At 58.2% G+C, this 22,926-nt stretch carries 17 protein-coding genes and 2 tRNA genes; all 19 read right to left on the bottom strand.

Annotated elements, in window-relative coordinates:
- Positions 1-14: 14 nt before the first annotated feature.
- Entirely contained in the window at positions 15-1,418 is a 1,404-nt protein-coding gene (hemA, locus tag F560_RS0103705) for a glutamyl-tRNA reductase (protein WP_019004363.1), read from the bottom strand.
- A 292-nt stretch (positions 1,419-1,710) separates the two neighbouring features.
- Positions 1,711-2,109 carry an adenosylmethionine decarboxylase gene (gene speD / locus F560_RS0103700; protein ID WP_019004362.1) on the bottom strand — a complete coding sequence of 133 codons (399 nt, stop codon included), beginning with the start codon at positions 2,107-2,109 and terminating at the stop codon, positions 1,711-1,713.
- 254 nt (positions 2,110-2,363) lie between these two features.
- Positions 2,364-3,677, bottom strand: coding sequence for an ABC transporter substrate-binding protein (locus F560_RS0103695; RefSeq protein ID WP_169449884.1), 1,314 nt, complete (start codon positions 3,675-3,677; stop codon positions 2,364-2,366).
- Between the two features lie 309 nt (positions 3,678-3,986).
- Positions 3,987-4,577, bottom strand: coding sequence for a hypothetical protein (locus tag F560_RS0103690; RefSeq protein WP_019004360.1), 591 nt, complete (start codon positions 4,575-4,577; stop codon positions 3,987-3,989).
- 154 nt (positions 4,578-4,731) lie between these two features.
- A complete protein-coding gene (yihA, locus tag F560_RS0103685; protein ID WP_019004359.1) occupies positions 4,732-5,376 on the bottom strand; it encodes a ribosome biogenesis GTP-binding protein YihA/YsxC in 645 nt (214 codons plus the stop codon).
- Positions 5,377-5,440: 64 nt separating this feature from the next.
- Positions 5,441-7,876, bottom strand: coding sequence for an endopeptidase La (gene lon / locus F560_RS0103680; protein WP_019004358.1), 2,436 nt, complete (start codon positions 7,874-7,876; stop codon positions 5,441-5,443).
- Between the two features lie 142 nt (positions 7,877-8,018).
- Positions 8,019-9,821, bottom strand: a complete 1,803-nt coding sequence (lonB, locus tag F560_RS22390; protein ID WP_019004357.1) for an ATP-dependent protease LonB — start codon at positions 9,819-9,821, stop codon at positions 8,019-8,021.
- A gap of 171 nt (positions 9,822-9,992) precedes the next feature.
- Positions 9,993-10,547, bottom strand: a complete 555-nt coding sequence (locus tag F560_RS0103670) for a PCYCGC motif-containing (lipo)protein (protein ID WP_019004356.1) — start codon at positions 10,545-10,547, stop codon at positions 9,993-9,995.
- A 12-nt stretch (positions 10,548-10,559) separates the two neighbouring features.
- On the bottom strand, positions 10,560-11,657 hold the full coding sequence (ispG, locus tag F560_RS0103665) for a flavodoxin-dependent (E)-4-hydroxy-3-methylbut-2-enyl-diphosphate synthase (protein WP_019004355.1): 1,098 nt from the start codon (positions 11,655-11,657) through the stop codon (positions 10,560-10,562).
- Between the two features lie 120 nt (positions 11,658-11,777).
- Positions 11,778-13,034, bottom strand: a complete 1,257-nt coding sequence (gene clpX, locus F560_RS0103660; RefSeq protein WP_019004354.1) for an ATP-dependent protease ATP-binding subunit ClpX — start codon at positions 13,032-13,034, stop codon at positions 11,778-11,780.
- A 17-nt stretch (positions 13,035-13,051) separates the two neighbouring features.
- Entirely contained in the window at positions 13,052-13,651 is a 600-nt protein-coding gene (gene clpP, locus F560_RS0103655) for an ATP-dependent Clp endopeptidase proteolytic subunit ClpP (protein WP_281167161.1), read from the bottom strand.
- A gap of 193 nt (positions 13,652-13,844) precedes the next feature.
- Entirely contained in the window at positions 13,845-15,134 is a 1,290-nt protein-coding gene (gene tig, locus F560_RS0103650) for a trigger factor (protein WP_019004352.1), read from the bottom strand.
- Between the two features lie 115 nt (positions 15,135-15,249).
- Complete coding sequence (locus F560_RS0103645) at positions 15,250-16,167, bottom strand: hypothetical protein (RefSeq protein ID WP_019004351.1); 918 nt, start codon at positions 16,165-16,167, stop codon at positions 15,250-15,252.
- Between the two features lie 167 nt (positions 16,168-16,334).
- Positions 16,335-16,408 (bottom strand) — tRNA-Gly (locus F560_RS0103640).
- A 210-nt stretch (positions 16,409-16,618) separates the two neighbouring features.
- Complete coding sequence (locus F560_RS0103635) at positions 16,619-16,834, bottom strand: alpha/beta-type small acid-soluble spore protein (protein WP_026298071.1); 216 nt, start codon at positions 16,832-16,834, stop codon at positions 16,619-16,621.
- Between the two features lie 125 nt (positions 16,835-16,959).
- The gene (locus F560_RS0103630; RefSeq protein ID WP_019004349.1) at positions 16,960-18,828 is read right to left on the bottom strand and encodes an ABC transporter ATP-binding protein; all 1,869 of its coding nucleotides are present in this window, start codon (positions 18,826-18,828) and stop codon (positions 16,960-16,962) included.
- Entirely contained in the window at positions 18,812-20,557 is a 1,746-nt protein-coding gene (locus tag F560_RS0103625) for an ABC transporter ATP-binding protein (RefSeq protein WP_019004348.1), read from the bottom strand. The genes F560_RS0103630 and F560_RS0103625 overlap by 17 nt, the downstream gene beginning before the upstream one ends.
- 323 nt (positions 20,558-20,880) lie before the next feature.
- A tRNA-Arg gene (locus F560_RS0103620) sits at positions 20,881-20,957 on the bottom strand.
- A gap of 143 nt (positions 20,958-21,100) precedes the next feature.
- Complete coding sequence (ggt, locus tag F560_RS0103615; protein ID WP_019004347.1) at positions 21,101-22,684, bottom strand: gamma-glutamyltransferase; 1,584 nt, start codon at positions 22,682-22,684, stop codon at positions 21,101-21,103.
- Positions 22,685-22,926 lie beyond the last annotated feature (242 nt).

Below are 22,926 nucleotides of genomic sequence, written 5' to 3'. Positions count from 1 at the left end.
AGCGGACAGGCAGTTTAGCGAAGCGCTCCGGCCAAATGCGACAGAAGCGAAGGCGACTCCGCCTGCTTCTCCGGAGCTTTCGTTTCCGCTTGGGAGGAAACGTCCAGACGGGCGCGTTCCTGCGCCGTCATTTCCTTTTTGATTCGGTTCACGTCGTCTTCCAGATCGAACATCTGAACGAACAGATTCATGGCCGCTTCTCCGCGCTTGTCCGCAGCCAGTTCCTTAACCCGCAAAATCGGATCGTGGATCACCTGGTTCAGCATGCTCTTGGTCAGCTTGCGGATAACCTTGATCTGGCGCTCGTCCAGATCGGGCAGCTTGCGCAGAAGGCTGTCCAGCGTCTGCTGGTGAATGGAAGCGGTTTTCTCCTGCAAGCCGCGGATCAGCGGCGCAACGCCAAGCGTCGCATACCAGTGCAGATACTCCCGCTGCTCCTCGGCGATCATCTTCTCGATGACGGCCGCTTCTTTTCTGCGCTTGGCCAGATTGGTCTCGACAATGCCTTCCAAATCGTCGATGTCGTACAAATAAACGTTAGCCAAGTCGCCGCAAGCCGGTTCGATGTCCCGGGGCACGGCGATGTCGATCAGAAACAGCGGCTTCTTCTTCCGCTTCTCCATCGCCCGCGCGACCGTATCGCGGCTTAAGACAAAACGGTCGGCTCCGGTGCTGCTGATGACGATATCCGCCTCGTGCAGCCTTGCCAGCGCTTCGTCCATCGGCATGGCCATTCCGTTGAATTTGACCGCCAGCTCCTTCGCCCGCTCCAGCGTGCGGTTGACGACCCAAACTTCCTTGGCCCCGTTGGAGCTGAGGTGCTTTGCGGTCAGCTCGCTCATTTTGCCCGCTCCGAGAATCATCACCCGCTTGTTGTCGAACCTTCCGAAAATCCGTTTGCCCAGCTCGACCGCCGCATAGCTGACCGAAACCGCGTTCTCGCCGATGGACGTTTCGGAGTGGGCCCGCTTGGCGAGCGTAACCGCCTGCTTAAACAGCCTGTTGAACAGCGTGCCCGTCGCCTTCCGCTCCTGGGCGAGCAAAAACGCATCCCTCACCTGGCCTAAAATCTGCGTTTCCCCGATGACCATGGAGTCCAGCCCGCAAACAACCCGGAACAAATGCTCGATCGCCATATCGTCTTCGTACATGTAAAGGTGACGATTGAATTCCGCGCGCGGAATGTTAAACCATTGTTCCATAAAAGAGCGAATGTAATGACCGCACAGCGTATGGCGGTCTACGACCGCGTAAAGCTCCGTCCGGTTGCAGGTGGCGACGATGACGCCCTCCAGAATGCCCGTTGTCCGCTTGAACGCTTCAAGCGCCTGAGGGAGGTCCCGATCCGATATGGCAAAACGTTCCCGCACTTCGACGGGAGCCGTACGATAATTGAGACCGACCACGATCAGATGCACGGATCATTCACCTGCCTTCCGCGAAAAATTCCATTCCGACGAACATCACAATCCGTAACTCATTATATCACAGTTAAACAGCCCGTTCGACAAGATTTATGAACACTTTGCGAACGCCGCTTGGTCAAGCGCCCCTATTTTCCTATTGTCGTCCGGTTTGGGGGACGATATTCCCGGAATCAGGATGCTGTTGAAAATCGAACCTGATCAGCCGCGGCCGCCATAATAAAAGCCATGGGAATTTCCCATGGCTGATTGCCTTTTTTTCACATATCGCGTATCGCGCGCTTGGTCAGACCAGTTCCGCCTGCTTGATGACCGGTTCTTCGACCTTCAGTTCGCCGAGACCGCGAACGAGCTTCTTCGCGAAGAAACGCTCCGGCTTCAGCACGTTGACCAGATAATCGATCGCCAGTTGGGGATCGACCGTTTCGCCGCAAGTGTAACAGTCGATGGCCGCAAAGCCTCTTTCAGGATACGTGTGAATGGATAGGTGGCTTTCCGACAGCATGACGAGCACTGTCGCACCTTGGGGTTCGAATTGCTTGGCTTGAACCGAGAGAACGGTAGCGCCGCAAGCTTCGGCCGCCTCGATCATGTGCGATTGCAAAAGTTCAACGTTGTTCAGGGTATCAAAGTCGACGCCCCAAGTGTCAACTGCAACGTGTCTTCCGAAAGTAGAGTATTCCATCTTCCGGTTCCCCCTTCCTAGGAATAAAATGTGAAGCTGATTTCATCCGCTAGGACCTACGTCATTCACTTCTCGAGGGTATTTGCATACTCGCACGCAATCCATTCCTGAGTGAATCCTGGTTCCTATTGTGTTGTCAACGAAACTAAAAATAACATCTATTCGACCTAAATGCAACTGTTTTTTTCGGCCGATATTTTCCGCCGTCCCGGCCGGCCGGAACGCACTCCGCGAGGCGGCCCGTCCAATGCCGATTATGCGTTTGGCTCCGCGGATTTTTCCGCCTCTTCCCGCTTCTTCGCTTCTTGAAGCGCGCTCTCCGCTCTCGCCTGAATGTTCCGATACGCCTCGTCAAACGGCTTTTTGTTTTCGACGACGCTGCCGAGTTCTTCGTTGACAATCGGGTAGAGCAAGCCGTAAAAAGACGGCGGGGCGTTCTCCAGCAGCGAGGTTGGGCTTGTCCCGGGTTCAAGCTTGTAAAACGGCTCCATGCTTCGCCCGTCCTGTTCCCGATTGTAAGCCGTCCGGGACAGCAATTCTCCGCCCAAGGGCGCCTTGGATTTGACTCTGGCGAACTCTTCTCCCGATATGTATTTGAGAAATTCCCATGCCGCCCGCGTATTGGGCGTATCCGCACGGATCGCGAAGATGCTGTTCAAGCGAATATCGTTGCTCCGCGCACGATCGTTCGGGTTGACGGGAGCCGTTACAATCCCCCAGTTGAGCGGAGCCTTGTCCAAGTAATTTTGGGAATCGCTCACATTTTGGATAAAATACGAATTCCTTACGGTCATTGCGGAGCGTCCGGCGATAAATAAGTCTTGCGAATAATACACTTGCATCGTATAGCTCCCCTCGGAGCTTTGAGCCTGCGGCATGTACACCGCTCCCGACTGAACGGCGCTTGCCGCCGTCTCCAATACGCTGCGCCATGCTTCGCCGGACAATGTCGTTCGCGATCCGTCCGGGGTCAAATAACGCAAGTTCTCGGTCTCGGCTATCGTGTTGGCCAGGTCGATGGGCGTGTAAAGGCCTGTCGTCTCCGGACTGTAACCATACACCCGTTCGTTTTCCCCGCCTTCGGCCGGAAACCGCTTTGCCAGCTCCAGCACTTCTTCCCAGCTCATGGAATCGCGCGGCAGCTCGACGCCGTATAGATGAAACAGATCCGCATTGTAAAACAGGGCCCTGCTGGAGAAGGTCGGACCGAGCCCGTAAAGCTTGCCGCCGCCTTTTTCCCTTAACTGCTGTAAAATGCCGGGATGAATGCCCTCGATGTCATACTTGTCCTGTTCGATAAGAGAATCGAGCGCGTACAACTTGCCGCCGCTGCTCAACATTTCATATTGGGAGGCATTCAACAATAAGACATCCGGCTGATTGTCCTCAATGAATTTCAGGAACGACGCCTCGTCATATTTTCCTTTGCCGTACAAAGCGTTTACATTCACAACCTCGACGTCGACGTTCGGAAACTTGCTGATAAACAGGCTGCCGTATTGTTGAAAAAAGGAATTTTCGTCATAAAACATCACTTTGATTGTCGTCTGCTCGTTTTCGTCGAACACGTTCCGTTTCTCTCTCCCGCCCCCCAAGCAGCCTGCAAGAAACGCCAAAACCAAGACTACCGCCATAGTACTAACGAACTTTCTCAACACCTAAGCCCTCCCTACCTGATCGGAACAAATGCAAAACAAATAATTTTACGTCGGGAAGGGAATGGAGTTTCTAAAATATGGTTAAATTTTAGGTAAATTCTTTTTATTGAAGCATGCACCTCCCGATTCCGCAGCCTATAAAATAAAAAAGAAAAAGCCCGCCAAGTTAAACTTGGCGAGCCGTTAACAAACCATTCGAAAACGGATGTCGGAATCGAATTAAGCCTCCAAAGCAAACAATACCCGGCTGTGATGCTTCAGGCGCTCGTCGATATCGGCGATTTCCTTCGGGGAGGTCGCCAGATTGCGGCGGTCCAGCAGTTCGTTCACGGCTTGCCGCACGACGCGAATCTCCTCTTCCACCGTCAAGCGCTTGAACTGCGCCTCGAGCCGCCCGAGCGTGTCGCGGCGCTCGAAAACGGTCCGCAACTGGTCGCCCTTGCACTCCACGATGCGGATCACCATGCCCTGCATGTAATGGTAAACCATCGTGAATCCCGGATAAATCCGGTTGACGACCGCATCACCCTTGAAATTCGCCACGAGCTTGCGCAGCGCTTCGGTAAGCCTGGGTTTGACAACTTTGCAAGACAAAACGCACGTGTACTTTCCGTTACTTCGCTCAAAGGTCAGGCGGATCGCTTCGCCGCTGTCTTCGTCTTCAAGTACCACCTCGTGATTGCCGTTGTCCAGAACAAAGACCTGCATACGCAATTGCTGCCTCTCGCACATGGCAAACAGCACCGGCATCTCGGCTTCCGTTACGGTAAGACTAGCGTTGACATACTCCGTGGCTACCCGTTGAGCCATAAAAATCTCCTCAATTCCATTTTGTTGCAAAGGTGTCTGACAATTTGCCTTGGTTTAATTATACGCTATTCTTTACCCCGTTTCCTCCCGGCTAAACACGATTTCCCCTTGAATATCCGTAAATAACGAGATAAACCGGAATTTGGGCGGCGTTTTACCCGTTATCCTCGCTTTCCTGGCGGTCATTCTGCGAATCTTCCGGGGGGGCGGCGACTAAATCGGCTTTTTGCTCGATGATGCTCCATAATTCGTCCCTTCCCATCCCCGTCTCCGAAGAAAACAGCACGAGCGGAAGCTCCTTCGGCAGCCCGAGCGTCTCGCGGACCGCTTTGGCGTGCTTCGGCCAGGCGCTGCGGCCCACCTTGTCCGCCTTCGTAGCGACGACGCAGACGGGGATGCCGTAATGGACAAGCCATTCGAACATGGAGCAGTCCTGGGCGGTCGGGGGGTGGCGCAAATCGACCAGCAGCAGGACGAGCCGCAGCGTCTTCCGCTCAAGCAGATAGCGCTCGATCATCCGGCCCCAGGCTTCCCGTTCCGAACGGGACACCTTGGCGTAGCCGTATCCGGGCACATCCACGAAATAAAGATCCCGGTTGACCAAATAATAGTTGAGTTGTTGGGTCTTGCCCGGCTGGGAGCTGGTCCGCGCCAGGTTCCGCCGCTGCAGCATGCGGTTGATCAACGAAGACTTGCCTACGTTCGAGCGGCCCGCCAGAGCGATCTCCGGCAAGCCGTCCGTCGGATATTGCTTAGGCGATACTGCGCTGATGACAAATTCGCTCGACTTGATTATCATCCGATTTCTCTTCTCCGATCCATGTGCCGATCCATTCTTGCGAATTCATGCGTTAACGTTCCGGTCAATGCGTCCCGAGCGGCGGAACGTTCTCCGCGCCGTTTTCCGGCGAGGCGCCGATGGCGGCGTTCTCCGCCACAAGCTCCGCGTCGTCCCCGGTAGGCTGCAGCTTCGGCGGGTCGATCAGGGCGTGCTCCAGCACTTCGTCGATATGAGAGACGGGAATGAACGTCATCGCTTCTTTGATGCTGTCCGGAATCTCCCTCAGATCGCGCTCGTTGTCTTTGGGCAGCAGCACCTTCCGGATGCCGGCGCGGTGCGCCGCCAGCGACTTCTCTTTCAGGCCGCCGATCGGAAGCACCCGGCCCCGCAGCGTAATCTCCCCGGTCATCGCCACCTCGCGGTTGACGCGGCGCCCCGAAAGCGCCGAAACCAGCGCCGTAGCCATTGTGATTCCGGCCGACGGTCCGTCCTTCGGAATGGCGCCTTCGGGAATATGGATGTGAATGTCGTTTTTCTCGTGGAATTGCGGATCGATGCCCAGCTCCCGGGCCCGGCTTCGCGTATAGCTGAAAGCCGCCTGCGCCGATTCCTTCATCACGTCCCCGAGCTTGCCGGTCAGCGTCAGCTTGCCGGTGCCCGGCATGACCGAAACCTCGATGACAAGCGTATCCCCTCCGACCTCGGTCCACGCCAGCCCCGTTACCGCGCCGATCTGGTCTTCCGCCTCGGCCATTCCGTACCGGTATTTGGCCGGTCCGAGCCAATCCTTCAGCATGTCGCCATCGACCTTGATCGGCACTTCCTCAGGATTCGTCACAATGCGCCTTGCGGCCTTGCGGCAGATGGCGGCGACTTGCTGCTCGAGATTGCGGACGCCCGACTCGCGCGTATAGTCGCGGATAAGCCGGATCATCGCTTCCGGTTCGATGGTCAATTGGTCCTCGCCGAGCCCGTGATCCCGCTTCTGCTTCGGCAGCAAATGGCGGCTTGCGATTTCCTGCTTCTCCAGTTCCGTATAGCCGGGAATGTACAGCACTTCCATCCGGTCCAGAAGCGGGCGGGGAATCTGATGGACGGCATTGGCCGTCGTAATGAACATGACGTTCGACAAATCGAAAGGCAGCTCGATGTAATGGTCGCTGAACGTCGCGTTTTGCTCCGGATCGAGCACCTCGAGCAGAGCCGACGCCGGATCGCCGCGGAAGTCCATCGCCATTTTGTCGATCTCGTCGAGCAAAATGACCGGATTCAGCGTCCCCGCCGTCCGCATGCCCTGAATGATGCGGCCGGGCATCGCGCCGACGTACGTGCGGCGGTGCCCGCGAATTTCCGCTTCATCCCGCACGCCGCCAAGCGAAATGCGGACGAACTCGCGGCCGAGCGATTTGGCGATGGAGCGGCCGAGCGACGTTTTCCCGACGCCGGGCGGACCGACGAAGCACAGGATCGGGCCTTTCAGCTTTTGAACGAGCTGTTGAACCGCCAAATATTCCAGCACCCGCTCCTTCGGCTTCTCCAGCCCGAAATGCTCCTCGTTGAGCAGCTCCTCGGCTCTGGCGAGATCGTGGCGGTCTTCGGTCCGCTTCGTCCAGGGCAAGGCGAGCAGCCACTCGACATAGGTCCGGATGACGGCGCCTTCCGCCGAGGAAGCCGGCATTTTCTCCAGCCGGTCGATTTCCTTGGCGACCCGCGCCGCGATTTTCTCCGGAAGGTTCGCCTCTTCCATCTGGCTGCGCAGTTCTTCGGCTTCGCCCGCGCGGCCTTCCTTTTCCCCCAGTTCCTTCTGAATCGCCTTCATCTGCTCGCGAAGGTAGTATTCCTTCTGCGTCTTTTCCATCTGCTTCTTGACGCGCTGGCTGATCTTGCGTTCAAGCTCGAGCACTTCGCGTTCGTTGTTCAGAAAATCGAGCAGCTTCTCGAGCCGCGCCCGGACGTCGATCGTCTCGAGAATTTCCTGTTTGTCCTTGATTTTGAGCGACAGGTGGCTGGTGATGACGTCCGCAAGCCGCCCCGGCTCCTCAATGTCCGACACGGCAGCCAGCGTCTCCGGCGTCACCTTCTTGGAGAGATTGATGTAGTGCTCGAATTGGCCGAGCACGGCGCGCATGAGCGCATCCAGCTCGGAATCGGCGGCCTGCACTTCGTGAAGCTCGCGGGCCACCACTTCGTAGAACCGGTCGTTCGGCAAATACTGCTCGATCTCCGCGCGCACGACGCCTTCCACCAGCACGCGGATCGTGCCGTTAGGCAGCTTGAGCATCTGGCGGACTTTGGCGATCGTCCCGACGCGGTATATATCGTCTTCGGTCGGCTCCTCGATATTGATTTCCGACTGAGAGCAAAGCAAAATCATATGATCGTCGACCATGCATTGTTCCAGCGCCTTGACCGACTTCTCGCGGCCTACGTCCAGATGGAGCACCATACTGGGATAGACGAGAAGCCCGCGCAGGGGCAGCAGGGGCAAAGAACGGCTTCTGGATTTGTTCGAACCCATGTCCGGCACCTCCTCGGATGTAGCACATCGCTGAATTACATGCTCCCGTCATTGTATCAAATGTTATCGCCCGCCGCAAAACGGACACAAAAACATCGCCGCCCCTATGAAGGACGGCGATGCAACGGGCGCGTCGGTCCAATTATCCCGAAAACGGCGTCCCGATCGATCCCGGGGAGTGTCCTTCCCGGGGAACGTGGGGAACCTGCTGCCTTGCAGGCTCCTGGCGGATTGGATTGGCGTGCAGCACCGAAACGGGAGTCGCCGCAAACGGGGCTTCGGCGGGAAGCGCAAGCTCCTGCGGGTCCGCCGCGATCTCGTGCCGGGCGGTCAGCCGCTCGCCGAACACGTGCCCGAACACTTCGTCGACCGTTTCGACCGGAATGACTTCGACGCCCTGTAGGCCTTCAAAGATCGCCTGCCAATTCTCCTTCGGGATGATGACCTTCTCGGCACCGGCCTGAAAGGCGGCTTCGACTTTGGCGAGAACGCCGCCGACCGGCTTGACGCGGCCGTGAATGCTCACTTCGCCGGTCATCGCCAGCTTGTTGTCGACCGGCCGGTTCGTCATGGCGGATGCGATCGCGACCGCCATCGCCACGCCCGCGGACGGCCCGTCAACCGGCGTGCCGCCGGGGAAATTGATGTGCAGGTCGAAGTTTTCCGGCCTCAGCCCGATTTTCCGCAGCACGGTAAACACGTTTTCCACCGAGCCCTTGGCCATGCTTTTGCGCCTTAACGTGCGCTGTCCGCCGCCCAGCTCCTCCTCGTCCACGACGCCGGTGATGGTGAACTGCCCTTTGCCGCTTGCCGCCGGAATGGCCGTGACCTCGATTTCCAGCAGCGCTCCCATGCTCGGCCCGAACACGGCAAGCCCGTTTACGAGGCCGACTTGCGGCTGCCCCGGGACCTTCCGGTCCGGGCGCGGCGGAAGCTGGCTGCTATTGACGACCCATTCGACGTCGGCCGCGCTGATCCGGTCGCGGTTTTCGGACAGCGCGAGCCCCGCGGACAGCTGAATGATGTTGACGGCTTCGCGGCCGTTCGTCGCATAGTGCTTGACGACTTCCACCGCTTCCGGCTGCGGCGGAAATCCGATCTTCGCGATCGCGTTCTCCGCGATTTGCCCGATCTCCTCCGGCAGAAGCGGCCGGAAATAGATTTCCATGCAGCGGCTGCGCAGCGCGGGCGGAAGCTCGTTCGGCGATCGCGTCGTCGCGCCGACAAGGCGGAAATCCGCCGGCAACCCGTTTTGGAAAATATCGTGAATATACAGCGGAATATTCGGGTCCTCCGCGTGATAATACGCGCTTTCCAAAAACACCTTGCGGTCTTCCAGCACTTTAAGCAGCTTGTTCATCTGAATCGGATGCAGCTCGCCGATCTCGTCGATGAACAAAATGCCGCCGTGCGCCTTCGTTACCGCGCCGGGCTTCGGCTGCGGGATGCCCGCAACCCCCATCGCGCCCGCGCCCTGATAGATCGGATCGTGCACCGATCCGATCAGCGGATCGGCGATGCCGCGTTCGTCGAACCGGGCCGTCGTCGCGTCGATTTCGGTAAACTTGGCGTCAAGCCGAAACGGGGAAGACGGATTTTTCTTCGCTTCCTCCAGCACGACGCGGGCGGCGGCCGTCTTGCCGACGCCGGGGGGACCGTAGATAATCACATGCTGCGGATTGCTGCTGCACAGGGCGGCCTTCAGCGCCCGCAATCCCTCTTTTTGGCCGACGATATCGTTCATGGACACCGGCCGCGTTTTCTCCGCCAGCGGCTTGGTCAGCGAAACCGAGCGAAGCTTGCGCAGTTTGTCCATCTCCTTGCGCGATTCGCGGTCGACCGCCGACCTGTTGCTCTTCTGATTGCGCAGCAAATTCCAGAAATAGATGCCGATCACCACGGCAAAAAACACCTGAACGAACATCAAAATGGTGCTTAACGTCATTTTCTCCCATCCTCTCCGTCCGACCGTATACCCGCAGGCTTAAAAAAACCGGCATTCGGGCTCATACTGGATAGTATTGCCCGAATACCCGCAGGCGTAGTCATCCGAAGATGGCAAAAACACCCGACGGAATTTCCGTTCGGGTGGTTTCGTTGCCTATATGATCAGCAATCAAACTTTCGGGGGCAGCGGCGTATCCGTCGGCTTGGCGTAGCCTTCTTTGTACGTTTCGTCGACGAACCGGCGGATATCCGAATCCGAACTGCCTTCGCTTTTCAGCTTGGCGGACTGGAGCGCGATCTGCTGGCAAACCCCGCAGCGGGCGCCGTGGTCGTCCCAGACGACGCTCCCGTCTTCCCGAACGCGGGCGATGAAGCAGTTCAGGCTGCTCCGGTGGCCGGCGCTCTCGCCGCATCCGCAATAGCAGGGGATATACCGCAACGTATCCTTCAGCTTGGCGGCCGCCGCGTAGGACAGCTTCACGTATTCGCTCTCTCCGGCAAGGAAAGAGGGCATGTCCGACAGCGAAGCGGTCGTCTCCTGCAAATCCCCTTCAGCCGTCACAGAGCTATGGGCCTGATGATCGTGTCCGCCGGCAGGCGCTCCGTCCGCATCCTCGCCCCCGCCGCCGCAAGCGGCGAGCAGCAGCAGAAATGCGGCCCCCGTCATCAAGCAAAAAAGCCGACGCTGCAGCCTGCTTCGTTTGCGATCCGCGCGATTTTCCATCCGTCAGGCTCCTTAATGCTTTCTGCCGGGTATGACGCCCGTCTCGTTATAAATTCTGGCAATCTCGTCGATTTCGCGCTTCAGCTCGTTCACCAGCTCATGCTCCGGCACTTTGCGGACCATCTCGCCGTAGCGGAACAGCATGCCCTCGCCGCGCGCTCCGGCAATGCCGATATCGGCCTCCCGCGCTTCCCCCGGTCCGTTCACCGCGCAGCCCAGCACCGAAACCTTGATCGGCACCTTCAGCTTAGACAAATATTCCTCCACTTCGTTCGCCACGGCAAAGAGATCGATGTCCAGGCGTCCGCAGGTCGGGCAGGAGATCAGCGTCGGCGCGTCGGAAATCAGTCCGAACGTCTTGAGCAGTTCCCGCGCCACTTTGATTTCCTCCACCGGATCGGCGCTCAGGCTGATGCGCATCGTGTTGCCGATGCCGGCGTTCAGCAGCACGCCGAGTCCCGCCGAGCTTTTGACCGTGCCCGAGAACAGCGTTCCGGCTTCGGTAATGCCAAGATGCAGCGGATACTTGATCACTTCGGCCGCTTTCATATAAGCGGAAATGGCCATCGGGACGTCGGAGGCTTTCAGGGATACGATGATATCGTGAAAATCCAATTCCTCCAAAATGCCGATATGGTAAAGCGCGCTTTCCACCATCGCTTCCGCCGTCGGATAGCCGTATTTTTCGAGCAGATGGTGTTCGAGCGAGCCCGCGTTCACGCCGATGCGGATCGGAATTCCCCGCTCCTTGCAGGCCTTGACGACGGCTTCCACCTTTTCTCGCCTGCCGATATTGCCGGGGTTGATCCGCACTTTGTCGATACCGTTTTCGATCGCCGCAAGCGCCAGGCGGTAGTCGAAATGAATGTCCGCCACCAGCGGGATCGAGATTTCCCGTTTGATCGCCTTGATCGCTTCCGCGGCTTCCTTATTGTTGACCGTTACGCGCACCAGTTGGCAGCCCGCTTCTTCCAGCCGCTTGATCTCGGCGACGGTCGCCTTCACATCCGCCGTCTTCGTCGTGCACATGCTCTGCACGATGACCTGGTTGTTCCCGCCGATCGTCAAGTTCCCCACCCGGACGGGCACGGTGTCGGTACGTAAGTACATGTTCTCCAATCTCCCTTTATACGCCAAATCCACCCCCCGCCCGCGCCGAGGCGAAGGTGAAGGGTGGAACCGGCAGGCTTTATGCGGCAAGACGCGCCGTATCCGGTCGGATAAGCGGCCTTACGCGCTTTCTTCTTTTTTCTTGCCTTTCTTCAAGGTCAGTTCGGGAGCGATTTTCTCCTTGACCACCTTTTCGGTGATGACGCAAGTCGTCACGTCGTCGCGGGACGGAACCTCATACATCACCTCAAGCATAATGCTTTCGATGATGGCCCGAAGTCCGCGCGCGCCCGTGTTTCGCTTGATCGCTTCTTTCGCGATTTCCTCAAGCGCCGCGGGCTCGAATTCCAGCTTGACGTTGTCCATTTCGAGCAGCTTTTGATATTGCTTGACGAGCGCGTTCTTCGGCTCGGTCAAAATGCGCACCAGCGCCGCTTCGTCCAGCGGCTCCAGCGAAGAAATCACCGGCAGACGGCCTACGAATTCCGGAATCAGCCCGAACTTCAGCAGGTCTTCCGGCTGCACGAGCGACAAATATTCGCCCGGCTTCAGCTCGCGCTGGCCGTCGGAAGAAGCGTTGAAGCCGATGACTTTTTTGCCGATGCGGCGCTTGATGATCGACTCCAGCCCGTCGAACGCGCCGCCGCACACGAACAGAATGTTCGTCGTGTCGATTTGGATGAATTCTTGGTGGGGATGCTTGCGTCCGCCTTGCGGAGGCACGGAAGCCACCGTTCCCTCCAAAATTTTGAGCAGCGCCTGCTGCACGCCTTCGCCGGAAACGTCGCGGGTAATGGACGGGTTTTCCGACTTGCGGGCGACCTTGTCGATCTCGTCGATGTAAATGATGCCGCGTTCGGCTTTTTCCACATCGTAATCGGCCGCTTGGATCAGCTTGAGCAAAATATTTTCCACGTCTTCGCCCACGTAACCCGCTTCCGTAAGGGAAGTCGCGTCTGCGATCGCGAACGGAACGTTGAGGATTTTGGCCATCGTCTGCGCGAGCAGCGTCTTGCCGGAGCCCGTCGGGCCGACGAGCAGAATGTTGCTCTTGGACAGCTCGACGTCGTCGACCTTGCTGTTCGTGTTGATCCGTTTGTAGTGGTTGTATACCGCAACGGAAAGCGATTTTTTCGCCTGATCCTGGCCGATGATGTACTGGTCCAGAATGGCGCAAATTTCCTTCGGCTTCGGAATGTCCTTCAGATCGAGCTCCTCTTCGTGGCCGAGTTCCTCCTCGACGATTTCGGTGCACAGCTCGATGCATTCGTCACATATATAGACGCCGGGACCGGCGACCAATTTGCGGACCTGCTCTTGCGGTTTTCCGCAGAACGAACATTTGAGCTGGCCTTTCTCATCGTTGTATTTAAACATGGTTACGTTACCCTCCTTTATCCGCTGACGGGAGCGGCAATGACCTTGTCGATCAAACCGTAGGCCAGCGCTTCTTCAGCGCTCATGAAGTTGTCCCGGTCCGTATCCCGTTCGATTTTCTCGTACGGTTGGCCGGTACGCTCCACGTATATGCGGTTCAGCTTTTCTTTGGTTTTCAAAATCCAATCGGCGTGGATTTTGATATCGGAAGCCTGCCCTCTTACTCCACCGAGCGGTTGGTGAATCATGATTTCGCTGTTGGGCAGCGCGTAGCGCTTGCCCGGAGCTCCGGCCGCAAGCAGCAGCGAGCCCATGCTGGCGGCCATGCCGACGCAGATCGTGCTGACATCCGGTTTGATGTATTGCATCGTGTCATATATACCTAAACCGGCCGTAACCGATCCGCCCGGAGAGTTGATGTAGAGGCTGATGTCCTTTTCCGGGTCTTCGGCGGCCAAAAACAGCAATTGCGCGATGATGAGGTTGGCGACATCGTCATCAATCGCACTGCCCAGAAAAATGATTCTGTCCTTCAGCAGCCGGGAATAGATGTCGTAGGAGCGTTCCCCTCGATTGGTTTGTTCGATGACCATAGGCACCAAATTCATGTTATCCAACCTCTTCTCTTTAGTGGACTTCGAGCATCGGTACTATTCTAACACGTTACCATCCGAATGTCATGTTGACGAGCGTCCCGGTCCCGCGTCCGCTCCGTGCCCGGTTATTTATCCTTATGTATGTACGGCTTGCAAGGGTAAAAACAAGGCACGCGGTAAACACGTGCCTTGTCCATATGTGCCACGCCCGGTCTTAGGCGGTCTTGCTGTTGTCCACGACGAACTTCGCCGCCTTGCGAACTTTCAGATCGCTTTTCAACGTTTCAAGGTAGCCGTTGGAGGAGAAAATCTGCCGAAGCTCGTCAACGGAACGGCTGTACATTTTGGACAGGTTTTCCAGTTCTTCGTTCAACTCATCTTCGGAAACGTCCAGATTTTCGGCCGTCGCAATCGCTTCGAGCACCAGGTTGTTGCGGACGCGCTTTTCGGCGTCGGCCTTCATTTGCGCCTTGAGCGCCGCTTCGTCCTGTCCGCTGAACTGGTAGTAGAGCTGCAGGTTCATTCCTTGCATTTTCAGGCGGCTTTCGAAATCCTTCAGCATGTTTTCGACTTCGTTGTCGATCATCACCTCCGGAATGTCGACTTCGGCCGCTTCCGAAGCCTTGCTGATCGCTTCCGCTTCGCGGGCGGCTTCGGCATTTTTGGCTTTACGTTCCTTCAGCTTGCTCTCCAAATCCTTTTTGTATTCATCCAGCGTCTCGAACTCGCTGATGTCCTTGGCGAACTCGTCGTCGAGCGCAGGCAGGTTCTTGCGTTTGATTTCGTGCAGTTTGACTTTGAACACGGCTTCTTTGCCGGCCAGGTTCTCCGCGTGGTAGTTCTCCGGGAACGTAACGGTGATGTCCTTCTCCTCGGCGATGTTCATGCCGACGACTTGCTCCTCGAAGCCGGGGATAAACGTGCCGGAACCAAGCTCCAGCGAGTGGCGCTCGCCTTTGCCGCCTTCGAACGGAACGCCGTCCAGAAAGCCTTCGAAGTCGATGACGGCGATGTCGCCCTGCTGTGCCGGACCTTCGTCGACGACAACCAGTTCGGCATGGCGTTGTTGCAAGCGCTCCAGCTCTTTCGCGATTTCCTCTTCGGTCACTTCAAGATCGGGCGCCGCCACTTCGATGCCTTTGTACTGGCCGAGCTTCACTTCCGGCTTGACCGTCACCTTCGCTTTGAACTTGAACGGCTTGCCTTTGCCGAATTGCTCCACGTCCACTTCCGGACGGTCTACCGGGAAGATGCCGGTTTGGTCGACGGCTTCGCTGTATGCGGACGGCAGCAAAATATCAATCGCGTCCTGATACAAGCTTTCGACGCCGAAGCGCGCCTCGAAGATCGGCCGCGGCACCTTGCCTCTGCGGAACCCGGGCACATTGACTCGGTTTACGACTTTGCGGAACGCCTTGTTCAGCGCTTCCGCAACCCGTTCCTCGTCGACTTCCACCTCAAGAACGCCTACATTCTTCTCTATTTTTTCCCAATTTGCTTTCATGATTTGCTTTCCCCTCCGAAGGTACTTGCCGCTCCATGCGACCGTTTTACATAAACCATTCTAGTATATACAACTATTTGAAGCTTTTCAAGGCCGGGAGATAGGTTTCGCCTTGTCACGTAGCGGGGCCGGATTCGCCCGCAAATTGCCGCAGCCAGCGCAGCGCCTGCTCGTACGGAAACCGAAGTTCTCCCGTTATTCCGTATTGCTCGCGGACCTCTTCGTCGCTTGCCCGCCCGTGAAGCTTCTCTATGAGAAATTGATGCAGCGCCGCCGCCCACAGATCGCACGAGCGGTCGTCATCGTCCGTCATCCGCCGGTAGACGGGCGTGCCGTAAGCGGCTTGTACGCACTCTTTCCACATCTCCTCGGCAAAATACGACAGCGTCGGATCGGACACTTCCGCGGCCTGCCGCACCCGTTCCAGCACCGTCTGCACGGCGGGAGGAAATTCATCGAACGAAAGCGGCGTCGCCTCCGCCTCGACCGCGAGCCTCTCGCCTTCGCGCCATAGCGCGACCGGCCCCGACGCGCCTTGCTTGCGCAGCACCTGCAGCGCCTTGAACTGCACGGCGGGATAATGCTCGTCCGCCTCCAAAAAGCGGCGCAGCCCAGGCTCGATATCCCGGTGTTCCAGATGGGAGAGCTGGCCGAGAACAAGCAATTGCTGTTCCGGATCTTCGGCCGCTTCCAGCGCCTTAAGCAACCGGGGAACGTAATCCGCATCCTGCTCGGACCGCTCGTTCAGACGGCGGCGGAACGACTCCTCCGCGTCCTCCAGGCCGTCGTCCTTCGCTTCGGGGCCGCCGGGCCTTTCTTCCTTCGCATCCGGAAACGCCGCCTCGAGCCAGCCGAGCAGCGCTTCCCATTCGGCGTGATGGCGCTCGGCTTCCCCGCCGCATTGCAGCAAAAAGGCAAGCAGCGCTTTGGCGTCGCCGAAGCGTTCCGTCTCCAGCATGCGCGTCAGCTGGATTTGGTAATAATCCAACGTCTTGGGAAACAGGACCAAGTTGTCCTTCTGGGATTCGGTCACGCAGCGCCCCTTCCTGCCGGCTGTCCGGCTTCCTCTGCCGATTCACCCGCATTATACCATGAACGCCGGACAAATGGGAAAATTCCCTTCGAATGCGTCCGTCCGGCGCTTGCGCTTTCAATAAACAGAAAAAACCTTGTTGAACAAGGCTTCTCGGGTCAATCGTATGGAGCGGGTGAAGGGAATCGAACCCTCGCCTCAAGCTTGGGAAGCTGGCGTTCTACCATTGAACTACACCCGCAAATGAGATAGCAAGAAAATAATAGCACAGCCGGCCTGCGAAAATCAACTTTTTCTTTTGGATTTGCGGCGCCGTTTTCCGATCTTCTTTTTGAGCCGGTTTTCTCTACTATGTTTTCTCTACTATATTATATAGTCCTTTCGGGCACCGAACGCGTTTCCGGCAAAGGAAAAAAGCCCGCCCGGCTTCAGAACCGAGCGGACTCCATGATCAAAAGCGTCCCGCAAGCTGTTGCTCAGCTATTTCAACCAGACGGCGGGTGATATTGCCCCCGATGCGTCCGGTATCGCGAGTGATCATGTTTCCGTAGTACCCGTCTTGCGGAATTTGGATGCCGAGCTGTTGGGCCACTTCGAATTTCAGTTGTTCCAATGCAGCCCGAGCTTGTTGCACGACGAGTTGGTTCGAGTTGCGATTGTCTGCCATGATTATCACCTCCGTGTTTGCTTGCTTATTATGCTGCATCTAAATTCCTCCTATACAAACAATTAACGAAAATCGAAAAAGATTTCGTCCAAGCGGCACAATCACAGGGTTGGCGTTGCGCCGCGCTAATTGGCCCGCGCCCGGACGGGCTTAAACTGGCTCGCGACCATGCGGGCGTAAACGCCACCCTCCTTGCGGACGAGCTCGTCGTGCGTTCCTGCCTCCGCGATCCGGCCGCGTTCGATGACGAGAATCCGGTCGGCGTCGCGGATCGTGCTGAGACGGTGCGCGATGATAAAGGCCGTTCTTCCCTTCATGGCATCCAGCAGCGCCGCTTGAATTTGCAGCTCGGTCCGGGTATCGATGCTGCTTGTCGCCTCGTCCAAAACGAGAATCGAAGGATTGGCCAGCATGACCCTGGCAATGGCCAGCAGCTGCTTCTGGCCCTGGCTGAGATTGCTGCCGTTCTCGGAGATCGGGGTTTGATAACCGAGGGGCAAGCGGCGGATGAACGCGTCCGCGCGGGCCGCCGCGGCGGCGGCTTTCACCTCGGCGTCCGTCGCCTCCGGCCTGCCGTATCGGATGTTGTCCGCAATGGTGCCCGAGAACAGGTACGTATCCTGCAGAACGACGCCGAACGCCCGCCGCAGGCTGTCGCGCGTATACTCGCGGATGTCTTTTCCGTCGATGAGAATCCGTCCTCCGGTCGCTTCGTAAAAACGGGTCAGCAAATTCACGATGGTCGTCTTGCCCGCCCCCGTCGGTCCGACAAGCGCAATGCTGCTGCCCGCGGGAACCTCGAAGCTGAGGTTGCTGACGATCGGCACTTCGGGCCGGTAACCGAACGAGACGTTGTCGAAGACGACATGTCCTTTCGCTCCTTGGAGCACGGCCGCTCCCCGGACATCTTCCGCCTCCTCTTCCTGCTCCATCACCTCGAACACCCGCTCCGCTCCGGCAATGCCGGCCTGCAGCGTATTATACATGCTGGCGATATCGTTCAACGGGCGAACGAATTGGCGGGAGTAGCTCAGAAAGCTGGCGATGACCCCGACCGTAATATGCCCCCTGACCGCAAGCGTCCCGCCGGCAAGGGCGACGGCGGCAAAGCCGATATTGTTGATGACGCCGAGCAGCGGCATCAGAAAACCCGACCAGATTTGCGCCCGGGTGCCGGTTTCGGCCAATTTGGCGTTCAAGCCGTCGAATTGCTCGATCGCCTTGTCTTCCCGGTTGAACGCCTTAACGGCCAGCATGCCCGAGATCGTTTCCTCGATATGACCGTTTAAGGCGCCGAGCTGCGCCTGCTGCTCCTTAAACAGCCGCTTCGTCCGCTTCGTGATCGTCCGGGCAAGCAGAAACACCAGCGGCACCGTAATCAGCGTCGCCAGCGTCAGCAGCGGGCTTAGCGCCAGCATCATGACCAGGGAACCGGCAATCGCGATCAGGCCCGACATCAATTGGGCGGTCGTCTGCGAAACGGTCGTGCTGACGTTGTCGATATCGTTGGACAGCCGGCTCATCACTTCGCCGTGGCTGCGGGTGTCGAAAAAGGCGAGCGGCAGCTTGTGCAGCTTGGCGAACAGCGACGAGCGCAGCCGCTCGACGATGCGCTGGGAGATGCCCGCCATCAGCCAGCCCTGAAAAAAGGTCAGGCCCGCATCGGCCGCATAAGCGGCCACGAGCGCCAAGAGCGCCAAATCGAGCGCCTTGAAATCGACGCCGCCGGTATCCGCGATCGCATCGACGGCTACGCCGATCAGGTAAGGGCCGAGGAGCGTCAGCGCGGAATCGGCCAGCACAAAAGCGAACACCGCCGCAAGCCGTCTCTTCTCGTTGCCAAAATAGCTCCACAGCCGCCGGACCGTGCCTTTAAAATTTTTCGGTTTCTGGACGGGACCTCCCCTTAGCCCCCTCGGGCCTCCCGGTCCGATGGGAACGGTTGCCTTGGATTCGGCCGGCGCTCCTCTGCTCGCGTCATTCGCAGACGGCATGGCTTTCCATCTCCTCGCCGATTTGGGAACGGTAAATTTCCCGGTAAATCCGGTTTTCCTTCAGCAGCTTCTCATGCGTGCCAATGCCCGCGATTTCGCCGTTTTCCATGACGATAATCCGGTCCGCGTCCATGACGGTCGCGATTCGTTGCGCAATGACAAAACACGTGATCCCTTTGGCATACGTCCGGAGCGCCGCCTTCAGCGCCGCTTCCGTCGTCGGATCGAGCGCACTGGTGCAGTCGTCCAAGATGAGAATACTCGGCTTGCGGACGAGCGCCCTGGCGATGGAGAGACGCTGTTTTTGGCCTCCCGACAGATTGACGCCGCCCTGACCGAGCCGAGTATGATAGCCTTCGGGAGCTTGGGAGATGAACTCGTGGGCCTGCGCGACGCGCGCCGCCTCATAGACTTCCTCCATCGTTGCGCGCTCGTTCCCGAACCGGATATTATCCAATATGGTGCCGGAAAAAAGCACCGCCTCCTGCGGCACAATCGCCACCTTGTCCCGCAGGAGACGGGGATCGACGGAAGACACGTCGCGGCCGTCCACCAGCACCCGGCCCTCCGTCGCATCGTAAAAGCGCGGGATGAGATGGACGAGCGTGCTTTTTCCCGAGCCGGTGGAGCCGATAATGCCGACCGTTTCGCCGGGCATGCAGGCGAAAGAAACCGATTTCAAAACGGTTTCTCCATCCGCTCCGCCATAGGAGAAGCTCACGTTTTCGAATTCGACTTTGCCGCCTGCCGCGCCGTCCGCAAACCGCTCGTCCCGCCACTTCATCGGATTCGTTTCGGCGAACACTTCGCCGATGCGGGCGGCGGACGCTTTGGCGCGCACGAACATGTTGAACACCATCGAAATCGTCATCAGGGAAAATAAAATCTGCGTCATGTAGTTCACGAACGCGACGATGTGGCCAACCTGCATGCCGCCTTTGCTTACGCCGCTAGCGCCGAACCAGAGAACCGCGACGATGCCGAAATTGACGGTCAGCGCGATGAGCGGGTTAAAGACGGCCATTACGCGCAGCGCGGTTTCGGAGCGGCCGCGGTATTCGGCGTTGACGCCGGCGAATTTGCCGGTTTCGTAATCGAATCGGTTAAACGCCTTGACCACTCTCACCCCGGCCAAATACTCCCGAATCATGCCGTTCAGCCGGTCGAGCGAGGCCTGAACTTTCGCGAACAGCGGGAAGCCGATATTCAAGTTCAACGCGATCAGCATTCCCACGACCGGAACGACGACGGCAAAAATCCACGACAGTTCCGGATTCAGGCGCATGGCCATGATCAGGCTGCCGACCCCCAGAATCGGAGCCTTGGCGAAGATCCGCATCATGCCGTTGGCGAAGTTTTGCACCTGCGTCACGTCGTTGGTCAGCCGCGTCACGAGCGACGCTTTGTCGATACGGTCGAAATTGATAAAGGAAAGCGACTGGATTTTGCGGAACAGGTCTCCCCGAAGCTCGGCCGAGAAGCGTTGCGACACCCGGCTGGCCAAAATGTTGCGTCCCGACGCAAAGACGGCTCCCGCCGCCGTCACAAGCAGCATCACCCCGCCGAACCGCAGCACGGCGCCCAGATCCCGTTCGGCAACGCCCTCGTCGATTACCCGGGAAATAAGCGTCGGCTGCAGCAGATCGCACAGCGCCTCGCAAGAGACGAACAGCAGCGCAAGGAGAAAAAGCATGCCGTGCTTGCGTATGTAGGGGAGCAAATATCGCATGCGGTCGCCCTCCTTCATTCGGCTTCATGCAACTACCGTTCAGTATACATCCATTTCCGAAAAATGGGCAATTCCCACTACGCTCCTCCTCGACCGACGCCGGACGCTCCCCGGACGACGAAAACCACGATCCTGCCCTTCGACCGGCTTTTTCGATCGGCCCTGTCGGCCGGCTCTTAAACCAACAAGGCTACCGACTCTCTTGCGAATCGTGTGAGGTACTGGACGGACTACTTGGCGGCTGAGGCCTCGGCGGACGGCATCCGTCGCAGAAAAAAGCCCCCCGCGCCGAAACGCGGGAGGCCTATTGCCTTATGTATCGCTGGCGTCCCAGGAGGGATTCGAACCCCCGACCGTTCGCTTAGAAGGCGAATGCTCTATCCAACTGAGCTACTGGGACACAGCTCGATCATTTTAACATAAATCTTTCGTTTTTCACAAGGGGATTTTTGGAGGATTTAAAAAAATCATGGTCCAACCGCCAGAGGAAAGACGAACGCTCCGGCGGTTGCGACCGTTTTTTCCGATGGCGCGCCGGCCGGCCTACCACCCGATCGCCGCGCCGTCGCAGCGCGGATCGGTGCCGCCGATGCGGAAGCCGTGGTCGTCGATTTGGATGGCATGCGCATGGCCGACCGCGCCGTCGTATGCCTGAACGGTTCGAACAAGATGCCCCGCCTCCCGCAGCCGATGTCTGACCGGTTCGGCAATCCGGCTTTCCAGCCGCAGTTCCTGCGTCGGTTCGCCCCAAGTGCGGCCCCAAAGCCAGCGGGGCTCGGAGACGGCCTGCTGCGGATTCATCCCGTAATCGATCATCCGGGTAAGCAGCGCGGTCTGCGTTTGCGGCTGGCCTTCGCCCCCCTGCGTCCCGTACAAAATATACGGCTTGCCGTCCCTGCACGCCATCGCCGGCATCAGCGTATGGAACGTCCGCTTGTTCGGCTCCAGCCTGTTGACGTGATTCGGGTCGAGCGAGAAAAAGGAGCCCCGGTTCTGGAGCAAAATGCCCGTTTCGCCGGCCGTCACCGCCGAACCGAATTCGAAATACAGGCTTTGGATAAACGAAACGGCGTTTCCTTCCCCGTCGACGACCGCCGCATACGCGGTATCGCTGCCGACCGGTCGGGTCGCAACCTCTCTTGCGCGCTGCCTATCGATCTGCCCGGCCAGTTCGGCCGCATACGCCTTGGAAAGCAGCCTCTCAAGCGGTATCGCCGTAAAATCGGGATCGCTGAGATAACGGTCGCGGTCCTTGAACGCCAGCTTCAACGCTTCGATCAGCAGATGATAGTATTCGAAGGAACCGTGCTCGATCGCGGCCAAATCGAACCGCTCCAATATCTGCATCGTCATAATGCCGGTAAATCCCTGCGAATTGGGCGGCAGTTGATAAAGCTCATACCCGCGGTACGATCCGGTTGCCGGCGTTACCCAGCCGCCCGAATGCCCCGCAAAATCGTCCAGCGTCAGCAGCCCGCCTCTTTCCTGCAGCGAAGCGACGATCGCTTTGGCCAGACTGCCTTTGTAGAAGGCGTCGCGGCCTTTTTGCGCAAGCTCCCGGAGGCTGTTGCCGAGCGCGGTTTGCACCCATCTCTCGCCTGCGCGGGGAACGCGGCCATTCGGGAGAAAAATGTCCGAAGTATACGGCTCGGCGGCCAAAACGGAAAATCGGCTTGCCGTATTCTCATGCTGGTCGACCGATACCGGGAAGCCTTCCAGCGCGTAACCGATGGCAGGTTCCAGCACTTCGCTCCAAGCCAGCCTGCCGTATTCGCGGTGCACCGCGTCCCATCCGTCTACCATGCCGGGCACCGTAATGACGCTGCGGATGCCTCTGTGCGGAATCGCCGCCTCGCCCGCGAACAGGTCCCGGGTGATGCGGTGTCCCGAACGGCCGCTCGCATTGTAGGCCCGGATGCCGCCGTCCCTGACGCTGTGCAGCAGCCAGAAGGAATCGCCGCCGAGCCCGGTCATATGCGGATAAACGACGGCCAGAGAGGCGCTAACCGCAACCGCGGCGTCGAAGGCGTTGCCGCCCTTCTGCAAAATCCGCGCTCCGGCCGCGGAGGCCAGATGATGAGGGCTGACGACCATCGTTTTCGTTCCGGTGATCGCTTTATGAATCATGGGGGCGTCCCTCCTCATCAGTACGCTAAAGATTACCCTCATCATAGCCGCTTTTTTGCACCGTGTCATTGTTCGCGAAGCCCAAACTTCGAAAGCCCGATTGTAGCTTATGCATAAATCCCGCATGGCAGCGAACGGCATCGCCGGACGCAACCAAACGCAAAATGCCGGGCAGCCGCCCGGCATCGCATCGCAATCGAAACTTGTTCTCCGTTTGAAAAGCAAATATTCCGCCCGACCGG

The organism is Cohnella laeviribosi DSM 21336 (genome assembly GCF_000378425.1).
Lineage (GTDB): Bacteria > Bacillota > Bacilli > Paenibacillales > Paenibacillaceae > Cohnella > Cohnella laeviribosi.
Note: the sequence above shows the minus strand (reverse complement) of the source record. Positions and strands in the feature narration are given on the sequence as shown.